Genomic DNA, 23,462 nt, shown 5'->3' with positions numbered 1-23,462 from the left:
CCATCTGTGTGCCCGGCAGCCTAGTGGCCGAACCTGTCGGCGTCGAGAATTTCGTCGTCGCCGGTGTCCAGGGCGCTGATCCGGCGCAACTCGTCACCGGTGAGGACGAAGTCGAAGATGCTGAAGTTCTCTGCCAGCCGCTGCGGATTCGACGACTTCGGGATGACGACGTGCCCCAGCAGGGTGTGCCAGCGCAGCACGATCTGGGCCGGCGTCTTCTGGTACTTTTCGGCCAGCTCGGTAATGACCGGCTCCTTGAGCAGCTCGCCGCCGCGGCCGATGGGGCTCCAGGCCTGGGTAGCGATGCCGCGTTCCTGGTGGATGGCGACGATGTCCTGCCGGGTGTGCCGCGGATCCAGCTGAATCTGGTTGACCTCAGGCACCAGGCCCGAATCGAAGAGGTGCTGCAGATGGGCCGGTTTGAAGTTGGAGGTGCCGATGGCCCGGACCCGGCCGTCCGACAGCAGCTTTGTCATGCCCGCAAAGGCATCGACGTATCGGTCCTGGGCGGGATTGGGCCAGTGGATGAGCAGCAGGTCGATGTACTCGACGCCCAGCCGGCGGGCGCTGGCCTCGAAGGCCTGCTCAACGCCGTCGTAGCTGTGCCATTCCTTGTTGAACTTGCTGGTCAGGAAGACCTCGCTGCGGTCCAGCCCGCTGCGCCGCAGGCCTTCGCCGACTCCTTGTTCATTGCCGTAGTTCTCGGCGGTATCGATCATCCGGTAACCGATTTTCAGCGCAGCCTCCACGGCATCGGCTGTTTCCGCGTTGTCCATGGGCCAGGTGCCAAGGCCAAGAAACGGCAGCTTGGCGCCGTTCCGCAGCTCAATGATCGGAGCAAGTTCTACGCTCACGGGACCTCCTGTGATCGTTTCTGAAGCATCGGTGGTATTGCCAGACCCTCAGCCTAAGGGCTCCCGCGCTCGGGTTGAACCCGGAAGGCAAAAGCGGAGAGCCGCTGCCCTGGCTGGTGCCAGTTAACAACCGCTCTCCGCTCAGTGCCTGGAGAAGATGCTTACGCGTTGACCAGTTCCACCGCGCCGGCCAGGGCGGAGACGACACCGGCGATCTCGGCGGCCGATTCGGCGTGGTCCTTGGGGTGGGTCGTGGCGAAGACCTCGAAGCGGGCGCCGATGGAAAGCTTGGCGTCCTCGAGCACCTTGGCCTGGGCGATGCCCAGTGCCTTGCGGGCGTCGTCGTGCGCCCACTGCGCACCGTAGGGGGAGGGCGAGGTGCCGATGACGGCGGCCGGCATGCCGTTCAGCGCGCCGGCGCCGAAGGGGCGGGACAGCCAGTCGATGGCGTTGTTCAGCACGGCCGGGGTGGTGCCGTTGTATTCGGGGGAGACCAGCAGCACGGCGTCGGACTCCTTGGCGGCCTCGCGCAGTGCCTCGGCTGCTGCCGGAACAGAGCCTTCAACGTCCAGGTCCTCGTTATAGAACGGGATGTTTTCGAGGCCGTCGTAGATCCGTACGTCGGTACCTTCCGGGGCAACCGTTGCAGCGGCTTCGGCCAGCTGGCGGTTGATGGAACCATTGCGAAGGCTGCCGACGAGGGTCAGGACCTTGATGCTCATGAAATCTCCTAGCAAAGTAGTACGTGCACCATCGGTAACCACGTACTTCCCCGCAACCATTCCCCATACCGGCCGTTTTGCCCTGTGTTTCCGCTCACGGCAGGCTGGGAGCCCGTTCGCTCAGCCGTGCTTTTGTTCGCGGGTTTCGAGCCAGACGAGCACATCGCGCAGCCTTATGCGCCGGTGCGTGCCGCGGTATTCCACCGGGATGGTCCCGGCATCGGTCAACCGCCGCATGTAGGTGAGCGAAACGCCGGCAACTTCGGCCGCCTGCGAGGTATTGAGCAGGTCCTCGGCCGAACTGACCATGACCGCGTCGCCCTGGGCAAAGCGCTGCAAAACATCGACGACGGCGTCGCGCGCCTGTGCGGGAAGCTTCACCGTGGTGCCGTTGACGAAAACGGTTACATCATCGCTGTCCGCCAAGGCCCGGGCCAGCCGCTTGGTCTCGGCGTCGGACAAAGCGTCGGTGGTGCGGGGTTTCAACTGCGCCATAGTCACACCTTAAGCCACAGCTGCTGCACAGACGGGGCGCCGGGCCGTAGGCGCACAAAGCGCGTGAACCGCGTGATGTTGGCCGCATTCTTCACCCAAGAAGTTAGCCGGTTGCGCCTGCGTTAAGTAGGCTCTAGGTATGCCCACGTTCAGAAACAGCCGCGCCGCAGCACTGCCTGCAAAACTTTCCCGTTCCTGGCTCCTCGCCTCGGCCGCTGATGAAGCCAATTTCGCTCCAGCGCTGGCGTCGGAAGCCGACTCGGTGATCTTCGACATGGAAGACGCAGTGCCGGCCCCGGGCAAGGCTGAAGCGCGCGAACGCGTGGTGGAAGCGCTGTCCACCGGCATGACGGCCTGGGTGCGCGTCAACGGCATCGACACCGAGTACTGGGCCGATGACCTGGCGGCGCTGTCCAAGGCGCCGGGGCTCCGCGGCGTCATGCTGGCCATGACCGAGCGGCCGGACCAGGTCACCCATACCGCCATGCGGCTGCAGGCCGGCACACCGGTGCTCGCGCTCATCGAGTCGGCCATCGGCATTGAGAACGCCACGGACATTGCGCGCGCTCCGGGCACCTTCCGCCTGGCTTTCGGAGTGGGCGACTTCCGCAAGGACACCGGTGCCAGCGACGATCCGATGGCACTCGCCTACGCGCGCTCCCGGCTGGTGGTCGCGTCCCGCGTGGGGCAGCTGCCCGGCCCGATCGACGGCCCCACCGTGGGCGCGCTGGGCGATGACCTGAAGCAGGCCTGCAAGGTCACTGCGTCCATGGGCATGACCGGCAAGCTGTGCCTGCTGCTGGAAGCCGCGGACACCATCAATAAGTCGCTTTCGCCGAGTGAGTCCGAAATCCGCTGGGCACACGAGCTTCTGGAAGCGCATGCCGCCGGGGCCGTGGTGGGCGACGGCTCCTACCTGCCGCGACTGGCCCGCGCCGAAAAGATCTCGTCGCTGGCCGACTCGTACGGACTCTGGAACGCGTAAGGTTTTCGGGGCGTCCGGGACCTACTGGGTCAGCAGGTCCCGGAGGCTGAGCGGCGGACGGCCGGTGAGCAGTTCGACGTCGTTGGTCGTCTTGTCCAGCTCGCCGTTGGCGATCGCCGTGTAGGTGCTCACCCACGCATCCAGCTGCCAGTCCGGCGCGCCGTAGTGCGCCCGGGAGGCGTACGCTTCTTCCACCGTTTCATTGAGGAACGACGTCGGCCGTCCCGTAGCGTCGGCGATGATGGCTGCCGCTTCGGTCAGATTGATTGATTCCGGTCCGGTCAGCTCGTACGCGAAGCCGGCGTGTGCCATGGGCTGCTGCAGGATCGCCGCCGCGGCGCGGGCAACATCCTCCCGGGCCACGAAGCCGGCCTTGCCGTCGTCGGCCGGGCCGCGGATGACGCCGTTCTCGTCGGCAAAGTGCGGCAGGATGTCGGCGTAGAAGTTGTTCCGCAGCAGCGTGTGCTTGCAGCCCGTTTCCCGCAGTTTCTGCTCGGTGGCGTAGTGGGTCCGGGCCAGGGTGAAGGTGGCTTCCGGTCCGGCGCCGAAGAACGAGGTGTAGATGATGTGCTCCACGCCCGCCTCGACGGCGGCGTCGATGAACGTCTGGTGCTGCTCAAGGCGGTCCTCGGATTCCGAGGCGGAAACCATCAAGAGCGTCTTGATGCCTTCCAAAGCACGGCGCGAGGCGGCCTTGTCGCCAAAGTCGGCCTGCGCCGTCGTCGTTCCTTGAAGTTTCGGAGCCTTGGCTTCGTCACGCACAATCAGCCGTGTCGGCAGCCTCGCCTCGGAGAGCAGCCGGGCAACCATGCTGCCCAGGGAGCCGGTGGCTCCGGTGATGGCGGTTTCGGCGGCAGACACGGGACTGGATTGAGCGCTCATGGGTACAGCATATTCCGCTCCGCCTCGGGGCGCGGAAGTTCATCCGGTGTTTGCCCGGCCGTTGCCGCGCGCGGCTAGCGTGAAGCGGGTGGCAGGTCTATTTGTAGCGCTCGGGGATAGTTTCACGGAGGGTGTGGGGGACCGCAACGCCAAGTTCCCCAACGGGGTGCGCGGCTGGGCGGACCGGGTGGCGAAGCAGTTGGGCAAGCAGGACCCGGAGTTCCGCTATGCCAACCTCGCGGTGCGGAGCAAGCGGCTGCACCAGATCGTGGCGGACCAGATCGAGCCCGCCGTGGCGATGAAGCCGACGCTGGTTTCCTTTTATGCCGGCGGCAACGACATCCTGGAACTGCGCAAGGACATGGACGCCCTGCTGCAGCAGTACGAAAATGCCGTGGCGCGGCTGGCCTCCACGGGCGCGCAGCTCCTGCTGTTCACCGGGTTCGACGTGATGCTGCCGCCGGTGCTCGAACCGATGCGGCGCCGCAACTGGCTGTACAACGAGGCGGTGCGCGAGATTGCCGGCCGGTACGATGCGCTGCTGGTGGACCACTGGGCGTTCGAGATCTACCAGGACCCGCGGATGTGGGACACCGACAAACTGCACATGTCCCCGGTGGGGCACAAATACATGGCCGCGCAGGTGCTTTCGGCGCTCGGCGTGCGGCACACCCTCAAGCTCAAGCAACTGGAACCGCTGGAACGCGCGGGCTGGCGGGAGCTGGCTCGGGCGGAGCGGGCCTGGTTGCGGGACTGGGTGGTGCCGATGTTCGGGCGCAAGCTCAAAGGCGTCACGCTGGGGGACAACCTGCCGCCGCGCTGGCCGGAGCCGGTGCAGGTTTCGGTGGGGCTGAAGAAGCTCGCTAAACAATCCGGCCGCGCGCCGGTCGGCTGACCCCTGGGGCCTAAACTGGTTCCATCATGAAGACTATGCGCAGATTCAAAACACCCTTCGTCTGGCTCGTCGTTGTGGCCATGGTGGCCACGATCGGGGCGGGCTTCATCACGCAGTTGGCCGGGCAGTAAGGGGCGCAGCAAGAGGTGGCAATCCAGGATCCGGGCGAGACCGGGCAGGCCTTTCCCGCGGCCCCGGACGTTTACAGCGAACCCACCCGCAAGGTTGGACCGGGCTGGATCACCGCCGTCCTGCTGACCAACCTCGGCATCAACGCGGTCCTCTTCGCCTCGCTGCAGGTGCTGCTGGCCCAGCAGTCGCAAAGTTTCGACGCCGCCAACAAGGAAGCCGTGCTGGCGCTGGCCACCGGGTTCGGCGCGGCCGTATCGCTGGTGGCCAACCCGATCGCCGGGGCGCTGAGCGACCGCACTACCTCGCGGCTGGGCCGCCGCGTCCCGTGGGTGCTCGGCGGGACCATCCTGGCCTTCGCCGCCTTGCTCATGCTCTCCGGGGCGCCGAACATCGCCGTTATGGTGATCGGCTGGTGCCTGGTCCAGGCCGGCTGCAACGGTGCCTATGCCGCGGTGACCGCGACCATTCCGGACAAGGTGCCCACGCTGCAGCGCGGACAGGTGGGCGGCCTGGCCGCGATGGGCCAGACCGTGGGCATCGTCTTCGGCGTGGTGCTGGCCAATCTCGCCGGCGGCTTTGTCCTAGGCTACATCTACTGCGCGGTGTTCCTGGCCGTGAGCATCATCGCGTTCCTGGTCAAGGGCCGGGACATCCCGCTGGATCCGGCCCTCCGCCCGCCGTTTGTGTGGGGTCGGTTCCTGAAGAGCTTCTACATCTCCCCGGCCAAGTACCCCGACTTCGGCTGGGCCTGGCTGACGAGGTTCCTGGTCAACCTGGGCAACAACCTCTTCACGCTCTACCTGTTCTTCTTCCTGCAGGACGCAGTGGGCCACACCGATCCGGCCGCCGGCGTGCTGCTCCTGACGGGCGTCTACGCGGTGATGGTGATGATCACCGCCGTCATCGGCGGACCGTGGAGTGACCGGCTGGGCCGCCGGAAGCCGTTTGTCATCGCTTCCGCGGTGACCATTGCGACGGCGTCCCTCCTGGTGGCGTTCTGGCCCAGCTGGCCGATGGCGCTCGTGGCGGCGGCGGTACTCGGCGCCGGATTCGGGATGTTCCTGGCGGTCGACTTCGCCCTGCTGACCCAGGTGCTGCCCAGCGCGGCGGACCGGGGCAAGGACTTGGGCGTGATCAACGTGGCGAACTCGCTGCCGCAGGTTTTCGCCCCGCTCGTGGCGGCCCCCGTGGTGCTGTATCTGGGCGGCTACACCGCGCTGTTTGTGCTCGCCGCGGTGGTGGGCCTGCTCGGTGCGGTGTTCGTGGTGAAGATCAAGGGCGTGCAGTAGGCGTGCAGTAACGGAATAATCCGGGTGGAACCGGCCGTTGCGCGGTGTGGGGACCCCGTTCCCCCATTGTTTCTACGGCCTGTAGAATTTAGGTGTCAGGACGGCGGCGTCGAAAGGAAGCTTGTGGATATTTTCCTCGACCTTCCGTTGGGCTGGGCGATTCTGGCATTGTTCTGCGTCGCCATGATGCGTGCCAATGCCACCTACTGGATCGGCCGCGGAATCGCCGCCGGCGGCCGCCATACGCGGTTCGAGCGGCACTTGAACGGCACCGTCATGAAGCGCGCCGAGCGGTTCATGAACACTTTCGGACCCTTCGCGGTCACGCTGTGCTTCCTCACGGTCGGCATCCAGACCGCGGTGGTCAGCAGCGCCGGTATCGCGAGGATGCGCATGATCCGGTTCCTGCCCGCCGTCGTGCTGGGCAGTCTCCTCTGGGCCATCGTCTACGCCACCGTGGGGATGGCAGCGATCGCCGCCTGGGTGGCGCTGGTCCTCGCGTCCCCGATCGCCGCCGTCGTTATTGTGGTGGTGCTGCTGGGTGTTCTGGGCCTCCTGATCTGGCGCAGGAACCGTGGCAAGCGGCAGAACCCGCAACCGGAAAAACTAACGACGGCGGAGCCCGCCGAAGGCACGTCCGATCCGACATTCAGTGCGGCGCCACCGGACCACACGGACCATTCCGCATAGGCTGGGGCTATGGAAGCCCAGATCATCGTCACGCTCGTTTGCGGCCTGCTCATCGCCGTCGGCGTTGCCGGAATTATTGTTCCCGTGCTGCCCGGTGCCATCACCATCGGCGTCAGCCTGCTCATTTGGGCGTTGGTCCTGCAGAACACGGTGGGCTGGGTGGTCTTCGGCTTGGGCGCAGTGCTGGTGGTTGCCGGCATGCTGGCCAGCGCCGTCCTGACCGGCAAACGGCTGAAGGGCCGCCAGATCCCCAACCGCTCCATTGTGGTCGGCGTGGTGGTTGGCTTGGTGGGAATGTTCGTCATCCCCGTGGTGGGCCTGTTTGTCGGCTTTACGGTAGGCCTGCTGCTCAGCGAGTACCTGCGCCAGCGGGAACTCCGTCCCGCGTTGCACTCGAGTGCGGTTGCGTTGAAAGCGATGGGAATCGGCATCCTGATAGAGCTGGGCTGCGCCTTCGCGGCCGGCAGCATCTGGAGCATCGGCGTGATCCTGCACTTCTTCTTCTGACCCCGAGGCCTTCCGCCGGGCGGCTCGCCCACCGGCTTACTCTTCGTGGAGCAGACCCGTGATGCGGTAGGGGATGACCTCCCGCAGGAACATCTGCGTGGACGTCCTGGTGATGCCCGGGCACAGCCGGATTTCCTCGCTGACCCGGTACAGGTCGTCCGGACTCTTTGCGACCACCCGCAGCAGCAGGTCGGTGTCTCCGGCCGGCGCGTGGCATTCGAGCACCTCCGGAATGTTCCGCAAGGCGTCGACGGCGTCATTGAGCTTGCTCTGGTCCAGTTCGGCGCTGACCATGGCCGTGACTCCGCGTCCGACAGCTTCGGGAACCACCCGGGCCGAATTCGGACGCAGCGTGCCGGCGGCAGCCAAGCGTTCCAACCTGGAGTGCACCGTGCCGCGGGCCAGCCCGAGCTTCTGCGCGAGCAGCATGACGGGAATCCGGGGATCCTCGTCGAGGGCAAGGAGGATTTTGCGGTCCGTCTGGTCGAGTTGCTGCAAAATGACCACTTCCTGTCCTGTCAAGCCTGCTTACTTTGATCAGTTTGACCAACTAATAAACCAACTATTGCACGGATTGTCCGAGCCCTGTTGAAATGGATTCCAGAACGGGCCGCGCCACAAGCAAGTGCCCGTGAGGTGCAGGAGAAACGGCACAACCCGCCGCGAACCTGTCAAAGGAGCCCGCAAGGCACCGACCTTGTTGTTCACATAGCTTTAGACCCCTGAATCCGCCGATCCTGGCAGATACAGGGGTCTTGCTGTTTAGGTGCACTGGATGGGCGGGGGTCAGCCGGAGGCCTCCACCGGAGTCTGGGCCCGAGGCTGGAAGAACCGGCGGTAACCAAGGAACAGCACGATGGCTAGTCCAATGGTCACCGTGATGAACGTGAGCGTGGTGTCTCCGGACAGGAAGCCGCGGAAGATGCTGTAGATCAGGGTGAAGAGGCTGCCCAGCATCACGCCGTTGGCCAGAACCCTGTTCCGCTTCTCAAGCAGTAGGCTGAGCCCGAGCATCACCACCGATGCAGCCAGCGACACCGTGGTGACATTGCGGTTGTAGGCTTCGTTTTCCTCCATCCAGGCACGGTTCGCGATCTCGTATTCCTGCTGGGCCTCCTGTTGCTGGGCCAGCTCTTCATCCGTGGGCTCCGTATTTATCGGGACGGACAATTCGATGGGGAATTCCGGCATCTCAGGCGGCGGGTAGAAGGTGCGGACCCCGAGACCGACGAACAACGCGAGAATGACCCCCAGGAAGACCGTGTAAACGGCCTTGAGCACTTTGTCGTCCATGACCAGATTCTAGGTCTGTTGTCCCGTGCCATCGCGGTCGCGGGAGAAGTGCTCCCGATTCGTTATTGCCGGCTGTGTACTGCGGCCGCGTAAAGGTTTTTGACGCCTCAGCTTGTTCCAAAGCCGCCAGCCGCCATATGATCGAACGCAGTGGCACGGGGCTTTAGCTCAGTTGGTAGAGCGTTTCGTTCGCAATGAAAAGGTCAGGGGTTCGATTCCCCTAAGCTCCACTATTGACGGGGATTTTTGCCTCTTCCGGAGGGCGATCCCACACTTTGCCTCTTTGGCTGGTCTCAAGTGCCATTGTCATGGCACCACGGTAACGTCATCTGCGGCAGCTTTGTCGTGGTGTCGATGACTTCTTCACAAGCTGCCCGCGAGAAGGCCGGCAAGACGCCATTCGAACTGACCGACGCCCAGGTCATGGCCATGCTCCAGAAGGAAGCGACCGAGCGACGCGAGACGGCAGAAATCTGCAACAACGCCGGCGAAGACGACCGGGCTGCCGCCGAGAACGCCTAGGAGAAAGTGATCGCTGTCTACCTGCCCGAAGGGCTACATGCCTCCGAAGCCGGCAGCATCGTAGATGAGTCCCTCCCCGGCTCAAGGCCGACGGTGCCGAATTGACATGCGGCAGATGGGCCTCATCATGAAACTGGTCACCGCCAAGGTTGCTGGCCGCTTCGACGGCAAGGGCATCAGAGAGATCGTCCGGAGCCGGCTGTCCGCCTGATAGGCAGCCCTGTGCAGGAGGGCACGGTTTGGCCGCGGCCCTCCTGCCGCATCGTGGCGTCGACATCGGCCCTTTGCGAACCCGCCGACACGCTCATTGAAAGGTAAATGATGGCCCTACCGTTGGAGCGCTACTCGCGGAAAGTCCAGGGGGCAGGGCTCACCGCGACCGAGCTCGAAATTCTGGGGTCGATCGGCTACTTCGTCTGGAACATGGATGTTTCGGAAGAAGTAGCCGACAAGAGCCTGGATCTACTCAGGATGTTCCAGACGACTGAGTTCTACCAGTCGGCCCCGGTGCGCGAACGGCTGTCCGCTTAAGAGCCGTGGAGGTAGACAAGGGAGCCGGGGCTACGGTCCGGGCTCCGTCTTCATGTCGGGTGCAAACTCGTTGACTAGCAGTGAGCGCGGGAGTCTACTGGAAATGAACGGCGCCGGCCGTAAGGCGCGTTCAGGAAGCGGCCCGACCGCACCCCGCGCGGACCGCCTGATGAAGGGAGGCACCGATGGGTGAGGCACGCGAAGTGATGGACCGAATGACCGCGGCCATGATGTCGCAGGACAGCGCTGCAATGGCTGCCTGCTATGCCGAGGACGCCGTGGCTACCGCGCCGGACCAAAGCGAAATCAGGGGACGCGATGCCATCGTCAGTTACCTGTCGCAGATGGCTGAGGCTTTTCCCGATGCACGATACGAACCCTTGGAGCAGCACGAGGCAGGGGACGTCGCTATTGACCAAGGGTACTTCACCGGAACAAACACAGGCCAGCTGCAGATGCCCCAGGGGGAGAGTCTCCCGCCGACGGGTCGGCAGCTGAGGCTGAGGAGCTGCGACGTTGCCCGCGTCGAAGGCGGCCTGGTAGTCTCCCATGACTTCTACTGGGACCAGCTGGACTTTATGAGTCAGCTGGGTCTGCTTCCGGAACCGGGTCAGGAGACTCACTAACCCGCCTTCACGAGCAGCAATTCGTCCCAGTCCGTGGTGTAACGCGGCGACCGGTGCCGGCGCGCCATCGTCCAGTCCGGCGGTGTCTCCATCATCCCCGCCCGGCCGAGGCCGATGCTGGTCGCGCCATACTTGTCTTTGATTTGCCCCAGGATGTCGCCAATGCTCCGCTGCTGGTGCACCGAGACGAACTCCTCGAACTGTGGCTGTGCCCCGGCCCGGGACAGGTCGGTGAGCATCACGCCGGCACGCGCCTAGGGAATTCCATCCTCGATGCGGGGCTCCAGGGCGGCGATGGCGGCCTTTGAGAGGAGGAATGCCAGGCGCACACCAAGCTAAGAGCCCTTTCTCATCAAGGGCCCAGAATGCCATGACGACCTGCGCGAGATGGGCGGTATCCTTTCTCCGGCTTCGATGATTGCTTCGTCCATAGAGAAGAATCCCGTGAGTACACGGAGCATTTATGACTAGATTCATCCCGGTTGGTTAATCGCGGGAGGCCTCCCGGAGCCGGTTCGATCCCGGCCTGTTCCCCCAACAAGAGTGCGGCATCCGGCCGTGCGCCGGATTCCCCGGCGGCGCATACTCGACATAGGGGTACAAGGAAAGATGGAGATTATGTTTCCAGTAGAGCTGAAAGGCACCAAGCACCCGGTCCACATGTGGGCGAATGAGCACGAGGTCGAGCCCGCTGCGCTCCAGCAGTTGCGCAACATTGCCACTCTCGATTGGGTTCAAGGCGTGCGAGTTATGCCCGACGTCCATTTGGGCAAGGGAGCTACGGTCGGGTCTGTCATCGCCATGAAACAGGCGGTCTCCCCGGCGGCCGTCGGCGTCGACATTGGCTGCGGCGTATCCGCCGTGAAGACTTCCCTGACCGAGAGCGACCTGGATAACCTGCATGGTCTCCGTCTTGCCATCGAGGCCGCCATCCCGGTCGGGTTCAACGCCCACAAGCACGAAGTGAACCTCAAGCGCCTTGGTCTCGACCGCGGAATGAAGACGTTCTGGGACGGGTTCAAGGACCTCCACGGAGGGGTCCAAAAGCTCGAATCACGCGCCCACCACCAGCTCGGCACCCTCGGCGGCGGCAACCACTTCATCGAAGTGTGCGTCGACGAAGCCGGCGCCCTCTGGCTCACCCTGCACTCGGGTTCGCGGAATATCGGCAAGGAACTCGCGGAACGGCACATCGAGATCGCCAAAGGTCTGAGCCACAACAACGGCATCGTCGACAAAGACCTCGCCGTGTTCCTGGCCGGCACCCCTGAAATAGACGCCTACCGGCGTGACCTCTGGTGGGCCCAGGACTTCGCGGCCCGCTCCCGCTCCATCATGATGGCGCTGTTCAAGGAACAGGTCCGCAAGCACTTCGGCTCGGCGAACGTCACTTTCGGCGAGGAAATCAACGTCCACCACAACTACGTGTCCGAAGAGATTATCGACGGCGAGACCATGCTCGTCACCCGCAAGGGCGCCATCCGGGCGGGCAAGGGCGACCTCGCCCTCATCCCGGGCTCGATGGGCACCGGCTCCTACATTGTGCGTGGTCGCGGCAACGACGCGTCATTCCAGTCCGCCTCCCACGGAGCAGGCCGGAAAATGTCGCGTAATGCAGCCAAGCGCACCTACACGGTCGATGACCTGATCTCCCAGACCGCGGGGGTCGAATCCCGCAAGGACCATGCGATCGTGGATGAGATCCCTGGCGCATACAAGGACCTCCAGAGTGTCATCGACGCCCAGAAGGACCTGGTCGACGTCGTCCAGCACCTGCGCACGGTCCTCTGCGTGAAGGGCTGACAGCATCGAGTCCAGGTAGATGCCGGACCAGCTGATCAAGACACACGTCGCCATCCTCGGCGGCGTGTGTCTTCTGCTGCTCCTGATCCTAGGCAGGACGAAGGCGAGGCCAGTCTTATGCAAGAGGGCTGTTGCGGAAGCACTCGGCCACAGCCCTCTTGCAATGCCTGCCAAAAGTGATAGGCATTGATAGTCAGTACAACGATGCATCAAATGGGGGAGTCATGAGCACACCTGCAGGCTGGTACCCGGACGGTCAAAACCCTGCCGTCGTCCGCTGGTGGGACGGCATCCAGTGGACCGAGCACACGCAGCCCGTCCAAGCGCAGCAACCCGCCGCCCAAGCTGAGCCGGAAGCGGAAAAGCCGCAGAAACAGCGCAAGCTCGGTTTCTTCAATGCCCGACAAGTTGCCGAGGAGGAAATGGCCGAAAACCAGCGGCTGCAGGCGCTCATCGACGAACACGGACTCAAAGACCTGGACGAGGTCAACCGGCTCAAGCAGCAGGCCGAATCAGAGCTGACCGAGCTCAAGCAGCAGGCTGAATCCGAGCTGGCTGGGCTCCGGCAGCAAATCCAGAATGAGGGTGCAGCTGCTCAACAGCAGTTGGCCGCTGTGCGGGCCGAGCTTGATGCAGCGCAACGTGACCTCGTCACCGCTCGCGACCACGCGGTACTGCAGGACTTCGGGCTCTACGACTACGCTCACCCTGCCGAATCCTCAGCCCAGCTGGCCGCCGAGCTCGAGGGAGTCCGCGCGGAGATCAAGGACACGGCCCGCAACAAGCGTGCTGTCACAGCGACGAGCAACTTCACGTTCAACAATTCAGCCAGGCAGGGCCAGAAGTTCGTCGCGCAGATGTCGCAGATCATGCTGCGCGCCTACAACGCCGAAGCCGAAAACTGCGTCAAAACGGTGAAAGCCGGCAACTTGCAAACCGCCCAGGCCCGGCTTTCGAAGGCCCGCGAGCAGATCGTGAAGCAGGGCACCATGATCAACCTGGAAGTCTCCCCGAAGTACCATCGGCTGCGCCTGGACGAGATGTCCCTGGCCGCGAGGCACTTGCAGGCACTCCAAGCAGAGAAGGAAGCCGAGCGGGCCCACCGCGAGGAGCTACGCGAACAGCGCAAGGTCGAGCAGGAACTGGCCAAGGCCAAGGAGAAGCTGGAGAAAGAGCTCAGCCACTACCAGGCAACCTTGGCAGCGCTGGAAGCCAACGGAGACATAGATGGTGCCGAACGGATGCGGACCCTGATCGAGGACGCTGAAAGGGCCATCACCGACGTCGACTACCGAGCTGCGAACATACGCGCCGGCTACGTCTACGTGATCTCCAACGTGGGGGCATTTGGCGAGAACATGGTGAAGATCGGCATGACCCGGCGGCTTGAGCCGATGGACCGGGTCCGTGAACTCGGCGATGCCTCGGTTCCGTTCACCTTCGACATCCACGCCCTTTTCTTCGCCGAGGACGCCGTCGAGGTGGAGGCCATGCTGCACCGCACCTTCGCACAGCATCGGGTGAACAAGATCAACACCCGCCGGGAGTTCTTCTACGTCAAGCCCTCCGAGGTCCTTGAGGTGCTCAAGGAGCACCGGGTCGAAGTCGTCGAATTCACGACCGGCTATACAGCCGAAGAGTTCCACCTCAGCAGAGGCGAACTGGTCGAGAAGGTCTGAGAGTTCCATCTCCCGTCGGCCGGTGCGTCTGTCTGTGCCCCGATCACAGGCCCGGTGCGGAGAAGGGTGTGCCTCTGTCCCTGCACATAGTCCTCAAGACAATCAACGGAAAGAGGACCCGTGCGCTTTATAGAGGAGACCCCGAAAGCCCAGACCCGGACGCGGACACCCTGCGCGTCGAATTCACTTGCGGAGGTAAACGCCCGCTACCTCACCCGATTCGGGAAGGACGCGCACACTTCACTGAACTGGCCGCAGCCCTCAACAGGCTCGGGATGCTCAGCTGGCCCGACGAACAAGCAGACTGAGGATCGCGCGGGAGGTGGAGGGGCCGGGGCAGTACGGGGCGCTCACCCCGCCATTGGTCCTCGATTGGATCATCCTATGACGGGGCCCGGATTCAATTACCAGCAATAGACAAGGAGGCCCGCAGAGAGCGGCTTCCCGGAGTTAGCCGACGGGTGAGAAGTGCTTAGCTGAGAGTGTCATTTTCTTAACCTCCCTTACCCTGCAGGTCACTACCGGTCTTCGGACCGGCCGGGTTCGATTCCCGACGGGCGGCCTGCTTCGAAATAACGGGAGCGGCGGAGAACGATCTTTCCGCCGCTTTTTCATGCCCGACCGGCTATCGGCCGACTGTGTGGATCTGTTTAGCCGTTGAGCTCATTAGTGACGACTTCGTACTCTTCGACGTCGAGGATCTCCAGTGTCAGGGAGCTGCTTGCCTCAGAGCGAAGGCGGTTCGCCATCTCCCTACTTGCAGCTAGGTTTTCCTCCGTGTCGTACAGCGCGATGGACAAAGATTTGCCGTTCTCCTTCCCGTTCATGAAATAGAAGCCCCGGCAGCCCGGGATTTCCAGCACCCGCTTGACGAGATCCTGTGCTGGTCCGCTGGAACCGCTTTGGCCGCCTCCGTAAGTGCTGACTCGAGCGAACATAATGACCTCCAATGATTTGATTACTGGAGCCTCGTCAGCCGCCGCCATGGATACAGGCCCTTGAGTTGCCACAGCCTTGTGGCCTCAAGCCATGTCGGCGATTCTGGCTCCTCCCACCAGTAGGAACCGTTCAGGGCCCACGGGCAATAGCGGAACCAGACAACATTGCCGGCACTTCATCGCCGGTAGGTCTACTTGCGGCCGCACAGAAATGTCCGCCCTGAAGGAGCTCCGTTTCCGCAGTGGACCGGCCTGTCTTTGTCCGTATATATATCTTTGTCCGTGTATATAACGGCGCAACGATGAAGAACGGGCAGCATGGAAGCCATCGATCCCCGGCTCGGAGCCATCTCAGGCCGCACAACATCCGTCGTCCGGCCCCTGAACCGCGGTCAGATCCTCGCCCTGCTCAAAGCATGTGAGGGTCGGAGCAAGAAAGAACTCCAGGAGCTCGACCGGGTATGGGAGGACGCCGCCAGACTCAATGCCTCCGTAGCCGAGCATCTGGATGCTGTGCAGGACGACGGCCACCTGGCGACATCCCCAGGTTCAAGCAGTTCTTGGAGCAGGACAATAACCTGCTCCAGTCCGAGGTGGCGCGGCCGGAATCCCGACCGTACATCCTCGCGACGGGGTTCGCGTTCATCCTCCCGGTAAGACTGTCCTTCACAGGGATGCGGCCAGCCTGTTCCGTACATGGACGGGGCGGCGCGGGACGCATACCGTGACCGTGGAGTCGTTCGAATCGGCTGCAAGCACTATTGTCTAGCGCCAGGAACGACTTCCCCTGTAATGGTCGTACGTGCCCTGCATCTGGCCGATCCAGAAGCCGATCTTCTCGTCCTTCGACGCTCCCTGGCTCAGCAATCCTTTGTCCTGAGCTAACTGGTAAAACCCACTCCCTGCATCATTTTCGTTCAGATAGATAACCAGCGAAGAGATCATGCACGGGTTGGTTTCCATGTCGACCTCGACGATCTGGCCGAGGAGATGCCCCATTGCAGCGCGCTCCTCAGGATGGTGGAAGTCGAATTCGCGCAAACCGGTCCGGCGGTGGAGCGCCGCGTTCAGGTCAGAGTAGCTAGTTTCCCTGCCCAGCTTTGCCCTCTCCTGCAGGAACCTGTGGCCCTCTCGAACCAGCTCGTCCCATTCCTGATCTGTGCGTCCGTGCATCTCTCCCCCTCAATCGTGGCCTCAGCATACCGTCCGATGGGCGCGGTTTCAGTAGCCTCCGCACACATGCAAAATGAACATCTGACACAGGAGAGAGCATGGAAAATCATCGTCATCGATTCCAGACGCCACGGTGTTGCCGACATCGCACTTCCCTTCGAGACAGACACCGAAATCGTTGATGCGTGGGACTAGGTCGTCGGCAACTGCTGGCTGCCTGATTCAGCTACCGGCCTCAAGTCGAAGGGGACGACCCGAACCGCGCCTTCATCGAGGTGTACCTGGCCGACACAGGTAGATCCTTTGGATTATTTCTGGTGAACAGGCGGAGCCGGGCAGTCTGCGTTGTTTGGCCATGGATCAAGCTCGGCCTTTTCCTTCCCTAGTCTTTTCCGAAGCCGGAAGCGGCACGATTGGTTGCCTGGCACTGCGGACGAAGAAGGTGTGAAGTGAGCCCCGTAACCGAAGCCCTTCCCTTTTTGATGTGGTGAGGGTGGGCGACCGCCTCGATGAGGTGAGTCTTCGGCGTGCCGTCCGGCTAACCGCGGCCGGTTGGGCTGCCGGCGTCATCGTGACCAGCCTCGTGCTGTGGAGTCCGCACGTGCTGTTCGGCTACCGCAGTCCGTCTTTGCACCTGGTCGTGGACTCGGTGGATGCCTGCGTTGCCCTGTTGGTGGCGTATCTGCTGGGCGGCCGGTTCGTGCGTCGACGCAAGCTCCAGGACCTGCTACTCACTCAAAGCCTCGTGCTCCTGGCGGTCACCGGGACCGGCCTGTCTTGGGTGACCGAGTCCTTGAGCGAAGGCAGCGACAGCGTCCTCGATGTCTGGTTGCCTTTGACGCTCAGGCTTTTCGGCGCGGTCCTTCTCATGGCCGCGGCGCTGGTCAGCCCGGCGCGGGAGGCGCCGGTCAAGTCGGGGTGGTGGGCGGTGTTCGTGCCCGCGGCAGTCGTCGTAGTGACGTCCTCGGTATTGTGGGCCGTGGGGTTTCAGCTGCCCATGGCCCTCGACCTGTCGGTCAACTCGGGCGCGTCTCCTACGCTGCTTTCCGTCCATCCGCTTTTCCTAGCCGCCCAAGGCGCCTCGGGGCTGTGTTTCTTCGTGGCGTCCATCGCCTTTACCGTGCGCGCGGCGGGCCGTATCGACCCGCTGCTGCGGTGGCTCGGCCCGGCTTGCGCCCTGGCCGGCTTCGCCCGCGTCAACTACGGTTTGTTCCCCTCGCTGTACTCAGACTGGTTCTACACAGGCGACCTGTTGCGGACCGGTTTCTACGTGCTGCTGCTGATCGGGGCTGCCCGTGAGATCAGGCAGTACTGGGACGCCTACTCCCGGCTGGCTGTGCTAGAGGACCGGCGACGGCTCGCCCGCGAACTGCACGACGGGACCATCCAGGAACTCGCACTGCTGCGAATGGAGGGCCATGCCCTTCCCTCAGACCTCCCGGCCAGGGGCCGGATCCTCGCGGCCTGTGATCGGGCGCTGGACGAGGCCCGCGCCGCGGTGCATGCCCTCGGCCGTGGCGGGGATGACCCCCTGGAACTTGTCCTGCGCCGGACAGGGAGGGAGCTGTCCCAGAGATACCAGGTCCGCTTGGAGACCGATGTCGATGACTCCATTGAAGCCAGCAGGGAGCAGCAACACACGCTGCTGCGCATCACCCGGGAAGCCGCGGCCAACGCGGTGCACCACGGCCAGGCCAAACATCTGCGCTTGCGCCTGTGTAGGGACGGTGACCGACGGTGCCTGATCATTCAGGACGACGGCACGGGTTTTGATGTCGCTGCCGCGACGGGCGCGAACGCGGGCTATGGTTTGATCAGCATGCAGGACCGGGCACGAACCCTGCCCGGGACCCTTGAGGTGACGTCGCGGCCGGGAGAAGGAAGCGTGGTGACGGTGACATGGTAGCCCAGCCCCAACTCAGGGTCGTGCTTGCTGACGACCACGCGCGGATCCGCGGGAAGGTCCGCCAAGCACTGGAAGCGGACGGCTGGGAAGTGTGCGCGGAAGGCGCCACCGCCAAGGAAGCGATCCAGCTCGCTGTAGAGCACCGTCCCGACGTCGCATTGCTCGACATCAACATGCCCGGCAACGGAATCTACGCCGCCCAGGAGATCACCCGGACAGTGCCCGAGGCCGCCGTAGTGATGCTCACCCAGTCCGACGACGACGAGGATCTCTTCGACTCTCTGCGGGCGGGAGCGTCCGGGTACCTGCTCAAGACCACGGACCCGGGCACCCTGGCCGACGTCCTGCGGGGTGTGCTCTCCGGCGAAGCCGCGATGTCACCGGCGCTCGTCGCACGCATCCTGCAGGAGTTTAGAGCCCCCAGCCGAAGAATCCTGCGTCGGAAATCGGCGGCAGCAGCCAAATTGAGCCCGCGGGAGTGGGAAGTTATGGAGCTTCTTGCCCAGGGGCTGTCCACCGAGGATGCCGCCAACAAACTGTTCGTCGCCCCGACCACGGTCCGCGTCCATGTCTCGACGGTCCTGCGCAAACTTCGGGTCAAGGACCGGGAGAGCGCCTTCCATATCCTCAAGGAGTAGCGGATCGCAAAGGATCCCGCGGCCGGGAGCCGCGGGATCCTTCACCGGGGAGCTTTGTTCGCCGCCGTAGGCCATGGCCTTCGGACGACGGGGCTTTTACTGAAGCAGTGAAGACAGCCCGAGACCCGTGTGGTTGACGTACAGGCCACCGCTTTCGCTGCTAACTTCCGTCACCGAAATGTATGTGCCGTTCTTGCCCTGGCCAGGGCAAGTCTCTCCCACCGTAGGAACGGTGCCCGTGGTTGTTGTCGCGCCAAACCCGGCGAGCTTGAAACCGGTGATCTGGTTCTTGGCGCGGGCCTCATGGGTAATGGTGCTCTCCAGTGAAGACTTCTTCTTCTGTGACACCGTGTGCGTCTTTTCGCCCCTCGTCCCTTCCCCGGTCACCCATTGGCAGACCGCGTCGTAAGTGGCTTCCGACTCGTACGTGAACGAGAGGCCTGAGGCGTTGCCCTGCAGCTGATGATTGTTCCATGCGAACGCCGTCTGCACGTCGCCCTTGCCAACGAAACCTTCGCCGGTGGCCGGATCGAAGGTGACTGCCGCGGTTGCCGGTGCCGCCAGCGCCAAGGTTGCCGCGAAGGCTGTCGCCGTGATGCCGGTCAGAATTCCCTTGTTCATTGTTATCCCCAATGCTCATACCCTGATGCGGGTGTCCTGGATGTGAAAGGGCAGGGATGAAGACATCCGCTGCCAAATTGTGGTTTCGACTGCGGTTCCCGCAGCCGTCTGAATCGATCAGTAACGATGGATGTGCTCTACCGATCCGTGCGGCAAACCCTGGCCTGCCTGTATTCAGGGTAGGTCGGAAAAGCGACGGTTGGACCCCCTTCAGGCGTTCAAATACCTAAACGCTCCTTCGCAGTTGTGCACGGGCCATGGGAGACATGTACTGTACCGCTGCGGCCGCCGGCACGGGCGACGACGAGACGCCCGAGGGTCCAGCTGCCAAGGAGCGGCCGGCATTCCTCTAGGGGAGATGGAGCCGCTTGTGCTCTCGGAGCTGGCCAACGGGCTGACCGCACGCCAGAGCGAGGTCATCCTGCACATGGTGAGAGTCGTGCTCAACGACGATGAGCCTCCTTCACGCGCAACCACCGGGCGTAACGCCACCGAAAACGAGGGGTACAGGTGCCCCTCGGACAGGGCTTACCGCCCTGGTGAATGGATTGGACACTAGGCATATCCATTGCAACAGCATCGGTTCCCCGAAGGAACGGCCGGTCGAGCCGGAGCCTACGTCTTCCCAACCCGCAGGCTCCGACTCGACACCTGTTCTTAGCAAGGCGCAGTTGACAGGATGTTGGCCATGATTGAGATGCCCTCGGTGCCGGAAACGCCCACGCTGGAGCCGGAACAAATTAGGGGCCTGATCTCCTATGCCGAGAACATGGCCGCTTTCCTGCAGGCAGAGATGGAACTCTTCATGAGCTCGGCAGGTCAACGGCAGAGTTCGATCTGAACGAACGCATCGAGGGTTGGAAGTTTACCGCACAAGGACTCAGGGACAGCTACGACGGGCAGTATTGATGCGGCATTGGTCCCTCTTGATCATCGGGCTGAACCCGTGTCCTCCTGCGAATCCACCGCTTCCGATCTGCGCAGTGCTGCGATCTCCTTACGGAGTTCCTCAAGTGCCTGTGCGGTTTCATGCACGCCGCGCTGTTCCTCCGCGGACACCTTCTCGACCAGCCAGGATGCCAGGGTTGCCGTGACCACGCCGACCAGGGCAATACCGCCGATCATCAGTCCTGTCGCTATCACGCGGCCCAGGGAAGTGACCGGCGCATAGTCGCCATACCCGACCGTGGTGATCGTGACAACGGCCCACCACAAGGCGTCCCCGAAAGAGGTAATAGTGGCATCGGGGGCACCGCGTTCGGCATCGAGCATCGCCAGGGAGGACACGTAGACCAGAAGGACGGACGAGCCAACCACATAGGTGATCACCCTGCCCCGCAGCGCGTTCCCGGCCGCGCTCTGCAGGACACTGATGACCGTAACCAGGCGCAGCAGCCGCAGCGGACGCAGGGCCGGCAGCAGCACCATGGCAAGGTCATGCAGGTGCCGGAAGATCCATTTCCAGCGTGCCGGGCGAGGGCAAACCTGACGAAGTAGTCGATCGTGAAGATGAACCAAACGGCAATGATCAGATGTGCTGTTTCTGCGCCCCTCGTGTTCCGGTCCGCCAGGTAGGAGCCGAACATAAGCGCCGACGCTTCGGCGGCCAGCCACCATCTCGGGTGCCGTGACCCGGCGGCGCGAAGCGCCTGGACCATGCATGCGTCCAGCTGGTCGGATTTATCGGCCAAGGCCATGGCCGCGCCCGCGGCAGCCAAGCCGACGACCGCCTTCAGGGGCCTCCGCACGGTGTTGTCGCGGTCTATGGTGGCTGCGACGGTCCAACCGGTGACAGCGGTGGTGGCAGCGTGAACGGCGATACGCGCCCTGCCTTGCAGTCTGGCAGGGTCCACGAGTGTGAGGGCTCCGACCGCCACGGAAGACGAGATGCCGAACGCCGGCGATGTCGGATCGGTGAACCGGACCAGCTTTTCACTCAAGTAAAGAATCTCCCCACCGGGTTACCCGAATCATCACGAAGGACCCGCAGAACGAACAGGCCGCTTAGGACGACTTTGCTGGTTCAGAGAGAGATCCGCCGGCCAGTAACGACGGGCGTCTCGACAGGGAGTGGAACGGGGTGGAGTGCCGGCCGCACCCCCATGCAACCGGCTATCCCCGTCCACTCTGAAGTGTACGTGCGGCAGCTTGGGAAAATCATGTGTACGCGCACCAAAACCAAGACATTGCCCCGGGAGTTGGGGGCGTTTCCCGGGGCAATGCCTTCATCCCTCCCAAAGGAGAGGCGGCGGCGCTGCCTGGTCATCATTCAAGCGGGGCCGTCAACAGGACAATATGGGCCCTGACTTGGAAAAATGTGAGAGGGACAAGTCGGCGGTGAGGCAAGCCTCGCGTCTTGAGCCAATCTTGAGGTGGCCTTGCGGAAGCCTTGAGGTTGCCCGGCCACTCTTGGACCAGCAGATGACGAGAGTTGAAGCCGGGGTCCGGGCTGCTGGGGAGTGCAGGACTGTCAGCGGCCGGCTCGTCTCGGCTCATCCGGTGCGGGGCACGGGCAGGTCTTTGGGGAGGCCGCCCGCCCCGGCACCCGGACATGCGAAATGGCCTGAAGTCAGGCCTCCCCAGACCTACTCACTTCAAGCCATTTCACTGTACTGCTGCGGTTACCGGGTATTCCCCCGGCCACAGGTGCGGCCGCCCCAACCAGTCGCTGCAGCCGGCTTCGAGACTGCTTCCCGTGCTCTCCGCCGTAACTATTCTTGCTCGCTGGAAGGCGAATGGTTGCATCCAAAAACCCCAGTCATCCGATACTGGGGTGCCCTGACAAGGGCAAAGATGACCTGGTCGCAGCGAGGTCTGTGCCTACGGGGCTTCCGTTGACGCGATGGCCAGGGCCCACATCCCCTTGGCGTTTACCGCAGCCACTGTTATGTCGATCCGGCCTGCGGGCAATTCCACCGTGGTGGTAACCGGCGTGCCGCAGGAAGTCATGCCTGAGCTGATTTCGCCGTCGGACCCGGTGATCTTCACCGACATGGAGCTGGGGCCTTTGCATGCCATGGTGATGCTGTTCCAACCGGGATTCTGTGGTGAGAGGGTCAATCCGGCGTCTGCGCCCGGTGCAATGCCGCCGGTGCCAGCCGAAACTCCGTCGCCCTGCCACAAACCCTCCCCGAGGATTTCCTGTGCCCACGTGCCCGGATCGGTCTCGTGCTGGCCTGCGGATTCAGCGGAATCGCCACCCACGCAGGCCGTCAACGACAGCAGCAGGATGGCCGTGGTGGCGAAGGGCAGGGCACGCGTTGTCATGACGGCAGCCTAGCCGGGAACCAGGACCGTTGGGAGGCTCAGGCCCTCGAACAAGCCCCCAATTGCTTTGAGCTCCTTGCCCAAATCCAGCGGCCCGCGTGCCAGCTTCTTCAATCCCTCTCACAGGGCCAGGGTCAGGGGCAGGTTCCCAAATCGGGCGCAGTGAAGCCCGAAACCGGTGATGCCGGAGGTGTCCCGGGGGAGGAGCCTTTCTTTGGCGACCTTCTGACAGGGCCTCCAGCTGGCCGATGAGGTCCTCGGAGACGAACAGCTGGATCAGCACGGCATCCGGAACGGTGCGGCCAAGGTTGAACCGACGCTATGCGCGTCGCGGTCGCCTTCGTCATCCGGAAAGACATCGGCGCTGAAACCGATCCCTGCCCTGGCAAGGGGCGGATGCCTATGGGTTTGCTCCCCCGCGGGGTGACGAGGAACGGGGCTGGCGGAACCTGCGAAAGCAGTAAAAGAGGATGAGCAGTGCTATCAGGCCGGAGGAGATCAAGGCGAGTCCGACGCCCCATCCTCCGGGAAACCACCACTGCTCACCGAACATCCACCAGTCCGGTATGGATGGTCGGACAGTCCATACGACCCCTGCGGCAACAACCATCAGCCCGCCCATGGCGCCTGCTAGTATACGGGGCCACGTTTGCACTTCCGCCATCGCTATGCTGGTCGCACGAGTCTTGACCCGGGCAAGCAGATTCTTTGCCCAAACATTGTGTAGCGACAGCACTACCAGGCCGCTCACGATTGCGAGCAGGCCCGGGCCCGGCAATACGAGCATTGCGACACCAATAAGGATGAGGGTCCAGCCGAGCACTTCGACGCCGGTCCGCCGCAGCCAAAGCGGGATGGCATTGATCCTTCTCCCCATGGGGAAATCCTCCCATGTGTGCGTCGTCTGCAGAGCAGAAGGCTCCGAATCGGTCCGGAGAAGAAGCCTTGCCCGCCAGGTCTGCCCGTCGCTAGAGCTCAATCCTGTACTGGAGGAGGCTGAGACAGCAGGCGTCG

28 protein-coding genes and 1 tRNA gene are annotated in these 23,462 nt (G+C 63.4%); 16 read left to right on the top strand and 13 right to left on the bottom strand.

Annotation, left to right across the window (positions count from 1 at the left end; translation table 11 throughout):
* Positions 1–20: 20 nt before the first annotated feature.
* From AC5RWO_RS04105 to AC5RWO_RS04095, 3 genes are all read right to left on the bottom strand, one after another.
* The gene (locus tag AC5RWO_RS04105; protein WP_498729603.1) at positions 21–854 is read right to left on the bottom strand and encodes an aldo/keto reductase; all 834 of its coding nucleotides are present in this window, start codon (positions 852–854) and stop codon (positions 21–23) included.
* Positions 855–1,015: 161 nt separating this feature from the next.
* Positions 1,016–1,576: an NAD(P)H-dependent oxidoreductase gene (locus tag AC5RWO_RS04100; protein ID WP_498729601.1), complete on the bottom strand. Its 561-nt coding sequence runs from the start codon at positions 1,574–1,576 to the stop codon at positions 1,016–1,018.
* A gap of 120 nt (positions 1,577–1,696) precedes the next feature.
* Positions 1,697–2,071, bottom strand: coding sequence for a helix-turn-helix domain-containing protein (locus tag AC5RWO_RS04095; RefSeq protein ID WP_498729599.1), 375 nt, complete (start codon positions 2,069–2,071; stop codon positions 1,697–1,699).
* Between the two features lie 139 nt (positions 2,072–2,210).
* Between AC5RWO_RS04095 and AC5RWO_RS04090 the strand changes: the two genes are divergently transcribed.
* Complete coding sequence (locus AC5RWO_RS04090; RefSeq protein ID WP_498729598.1) at positions 2,211–3,056, top strand: HpcH/HpaI aldolase/citrate lyase family protein; 846 nt, start codon at positions 2,211–2,213, stop codon at positions 3,054–3,056.
* Positions 3,057–3,077: 21 nt separating this feature from the next.
* On the opposite strand, the gene AC5RWO_RS04085 is transcribed toward AC5RWO_RS04090, so the two are convergent.
* On the bottom strand, positions 3,078–3,938 hold the full coding sequence (locus AC5RWO_RS04085) for an SDR family oxidoreductase (protein WP_498729597.1): 861 nt from the start codon (positions 3,936–3,938) through the stop codon (positions 3,078–3,080).
* A gap of 88 nt (positions 3,939–4,026) precedes the next feature.
* Between AC5RWO_RS04085 and AC5RWO_RS04080 the strand changes: the two genes are divergently transcribed.
* The 4 genes from AC5RWO_RS04080 (at position 4,027) to AC5RWO_RS04065 (ending at position 7,451) form a co-directional block, all read left to right on the top strand.
* Positions 4,027–4,833 (top strand): SGNH/GDSL hydrolase family protein, encoded by an 807-nt coding sequence (locus AC5RWO_RS04080; RefSeq protein ID WP_498729596.1) that lies wholly within the window; start codon positions 4,027–4,029, stop codon positions 4,831–4,833.
* Between the two features lie 152 nt (positions 4,834–4,985).
* Positions 4,986–6,254: an MFS transporter gene (locus AC5RWO_RS04075; RefSeq protein WP_498730081.1), complete on the top strand. Its 1,269-nt coding sequence runs from the start codon at positions 4,986–4,988 to the stop codon at positions 6,252–6,254.
* A 123-nt stretch (positions 6,255–6,377) separates the two neighbouring features.
* Positions 6,378–6,944: a DedA family protein gene (locus AC5RWO_RS04070; RefSeq protein ID WP_498729595.1), complete on the top strand. Its 567-nt coding sequence runs from the start codon at positions 6,378–6,380 to the stop codon at positions 6,942–6,944.
* A 9-nt stretch (positions 6,945–6,953) separates the two neighbouring features.
* Positions 6,954–7,451, top strand: a complete 498-nt coding sequence (locus tag AC5RWO_RS04065) for a DUF456 domain-containing protein (RefSeq protein WP_074700665.1) — start codon at positions 6,954–6,956, stop codon at positions 7,449–7,451.
* 36 nt (positions 7,452–7,487) lie between these two features.
* Here AC5RWO_RS04065 and AC5RWO_RS04060 read toward each other — a convergent pair whose 3' ends face one another.
* Both AC5RWO_RS04060 and AC5RWO_RS04055 read right to left on the bottom strand, forming a co-directional pair.
* Positions 7,488–7,958 (bottom strand): Lrp/AsnC family transcriptional regulator, encoded by a 471-nt coding sequence (locus AC5RWO_RS04060; RefSeq protein ID WP_498730079.1) that lies wholly within the window; start codon positions 7,956–7,958, stop codon positions 7,488–7,490.
* A 279-nt stretch (positions 7,959–8,237) separates the two neighbouring features.
* Positions 8,238–8,744: a hypothetical protein gene (locus tag AC5RWO_RS04055; protein ID WP_498729593.1), complete on the bottom strand. Its 507-nt coding sequence runs from the start codon at positions 8,742–8,744 to the stop codon at positions 8,238–8,240.
* 157 nt (positions 8,745–8,901) lie between these two features.
* Between AC5RWO_RS04055 and AC5RWO_RS04050 the strand changes: the two genes are divergently transcribed.
* The 5 genes from AC5RWO_RS04050 to AC5RWO_RS04030 all read left to right on the top strand — a co-directional run bounded on the left by AC5RWO_RS04050 (position 8,902) and on the right by AC5RWO_RS04030 (position 10,423).
* A tRNA-Ala gene (locus tag AC5RWO_RS04050) sits at positions 8,902–8,974 on the top strand.
* Positions 8,975–9,098: 124 nt separating this feature from the next.
* Positions 9,099–9,266 carry a hypothetical protein gene (locus AC5RWO_RS04045; protein ID WP_498729591.1) on the top strand — a complete coding sequence of 56 codons (168 nt, stop codon included), beginning with the start codon at positions 9,099–9,101 and terminating at the stop codon, positions 9,264–9,266.
* Positions 9,267–9,372: 106 nt separating this feature from the next.
* Positions 9,373–9,477 (top strand): GatB/YqeY domain-containing protein, encoded by a 105-nt coding sequence (locus AC5RWO_RS04040; protein ID WP_498729589.1) that lies wholly within the window; start codon positions 9,373–9,375, stop codon positions 9,475–9,477.
* Between the two features lie 107 nt (positions 9,478–9,584).
* Positions 9,585–9,797, top strand: coding sequence for a hypothetical protein (locus AC5RWO_RS04035; protein ID WP_498729587.1), 213 nt, complete (start codon positions 9,585–9,587; stop codon positions 9,795–9,797).
* A 185-nt stretch (positions 9,798–9,982) separates the two neighbouring features.
* The gene (locus AC5RWO_RS04030) at positions 9,983–10,423 is read left to right on the top strand and encodes an ester cyclase (protein WP_498729586.1); all 441 of its coding nucleotides are present in this window, start codon (positions 9,983–9,985) and stop codon (positions 10,421–10,423) included.
* Here AC5RWO_RS04030 and AC5RWO_RS04025 read toward each other — a convergent pair.
* Positions 10,420–10,662 (bottom strand): DUF4113 domain-containing protein, encoded by a 243-nt coding sequence (locus AC5RWO_RS04025; protein WP_498730078.1) that lies wholly within the window; start codon positions 10,660–10,662, stop codon positions 10,420–10,422. The two genes, AC5RWO_RS04030 and AC5RWO_RS04025, sit on opposite strands and share 4 nt — an antisense overlap.
* Before the next feature lie 379 nt (positions 10,663–11,041).
* Here AC5RWO_RS04025 and AC5RWO_RS04020 point away from each other — a divergent pair, with 379 nt between their 5' ends.
* Together AC5RWO_RS04020 and AC5RWO_RS04015 are read left to right on the top strand one after the other, a co-directional pair.
* Positions 11,042–12,226: an RtcB family protein gene (locus AC5RWO_RS04020; RefSeq protein WP_498730076.1), complete on the top strand. Its 1,185-nt coding sequence runs from the start codon at positions 11,042–11,044 to the stop codon at positions 12,224–12,226.
* Positions 12,227–12,450: 224 nt separating this feature from the next.
* Entirely contained in the window at positions 12,451–13,905 is a 1,455-nt protein-coding gene (locus AC5RWO_RS04015; RefSeq protein WP_498729585.1) for an SNIPE associated domain-containing protein, read from the top strand.
* 650 nt (positions 13,906–14,555) lie between these two features.
* On the opposite strand, the gene AC5RWO_RS04010 is transcribed toward AC5RWO_RS04015, so the two are convergent.
* Both AC5RWO_RS04010 and AC5RWO_RS04005 read right to left on the bottom strand, forming a co-directional pair.
* Entirely contained in the window at positions 14,556–14,843 is a 288-nt protein-coding gene (locus AC5RWO_RS04010; protein ID WP_498729583.1) for a hypothetical protein, read from the bottom strand.
* Between the two features lie 765 nt (positions 14,844–15,608).
* Positions 15,609–16,016 carry a hypothetical protein gene (locus AC5RWO_RS04005; protein WP_498729582.1) on the bottom strand — a complete coding sequence of 136 codons (408 nt, stop codon included), beginning with the start codon at positions 16,014–16,016 and terminating at the stop codon, positions 15,609–15,611.
* A gap of 493 nt (positions 16,017–16,509) precedes the next feature.
* On the opposite strand from AC5RWO_RS04005, the gene AC5RWO_RS04000 reads away from it, so the two are divergent.
* Positions 16,510–17,922 (top strand): sensor histidine kinase, encoded by a 1,413-nt coding sequence (locus AC5RWO_RS04000; protein WP_498729581.1) that lies wholly within the window; start codon positions 16,510–16,512, stop codon positions 17,920–17,922.
* The gene (locus tag AC5RWO_RS03995; RefSeq protein ID WP_498729580.1) at positions 17,916–18,560 is read left to right on the top strand and encodes a response regulator; all 645 of its coding nucleotides are present in this window, start codon (positions 17,916–17,918) and stop codon (positions 18,558–18,560) included. The genes AC5RWO_RS04000 and AC5RWO_RS03995 overlap by 7 nt, the downstream gene beginning before the upstream one ends.
* Positions 18,561–18,656: 96 nt before the next feature.
* On the opposite strand, the gene AC5RWO_RS03990 is transcribed toward AC5RWO_RS03995, so the two are convergent.
* Entirely contained in the window at positions 18,657–19,181 is a 525-nt protein-coding gene (locus AC5RWO_RS03990; protein WP_498729578.1) for a hypothetical protein, read from the bottom strand.
* A 358-nt stretch (positions 19,182–19,539) separates the two neighbouring features.
* Between AC5RWO_RS03990 and AC5RWO_RS03985 the strand changes: the two genes are divergently transcribed.
* Both AC5RWO_RS03985 and AC5RWO_RS03980 read left to right on the top strand, forming a co-directional pair.
* Entirely contained in the window at positions 19,540–19,740 is a 201-nt protein-coding gene (locus AC5RWO_RS03985; RefSeq protein WP_498729577.1) for a hypothetical protein, read from the top strand.
* Positions 19,741–19,869: 129 nt separating this feature from the next.
* On the top strand, positions 19,870–20,022 hold the full coding sequence (locus tag AC5RWO_RS03980; RefSeq protein ID WP_498729575.1) for a hypothetical protein: 153 nt from the start codon (positions 19,870–19,872) through the stop codon (positions 20,020–20,022).
* Between the two features lie 89 nt (positions 20,023–20,111).
* Here the strand turns inward: AC5RWO_RS03980 and AC5RWO_RS03975 are convergent, their stop codons facing one another.
* The 3 genes from AC5RWO_RS03975 to AC5RWO_RS03965 all read right to left on the bottom strand — a co-directional run bounded on the left by AC5RWO_RS03975 (position 20,112) and on the right by AC5RWO_RS03965 (position 23,325).
* Positions 20,112–20,609: a potassium channel family protein gene (locus AC5RWO_RS03975; RefSeq protein WP_498729574.1), complete on the bottom strand. Its 498-nt coding sequence runs from the start codon at positions 20,607–20,609 to the stop codon at positions 20,112–20,114.
* A 1,392-nt stretch (positions 20,610–22,001) separates the two neighbouring features.
* Complete coding sequence (locus AC5RWO_RS03970; protein ID WP_498729572.1) at positions 22,002–22,448, bottom strand: hypothetical protein; 447 nt, start codon at positions 22,446–22,448, stop codon at positions 22,002–22,004.
* A gap of 400 nt (positions 22,449–22,848) precedes the next feature.
* Complete coding sequence (locus AC5RWO_RS03965; RefSeq protein ID WP_498729570.1) at positions 22,849–23,325, bottom strand: PGPGW domain-containing protein; 477 nt, start codon at positions 23,323–23,325, stop codon at positions 22,849–22,851.
* Positions 23,326–23,462 lie beyond the last annotated feature (137 nt).

Source organism: Arthrobacter sp. B055-34, from assembly GCF_059090425.1.
The sequence above is the reverse complement of the archived record's forward strand: the minus strand, read 5'-3'. Positions and strand labels throughout refer to the sequence as shown.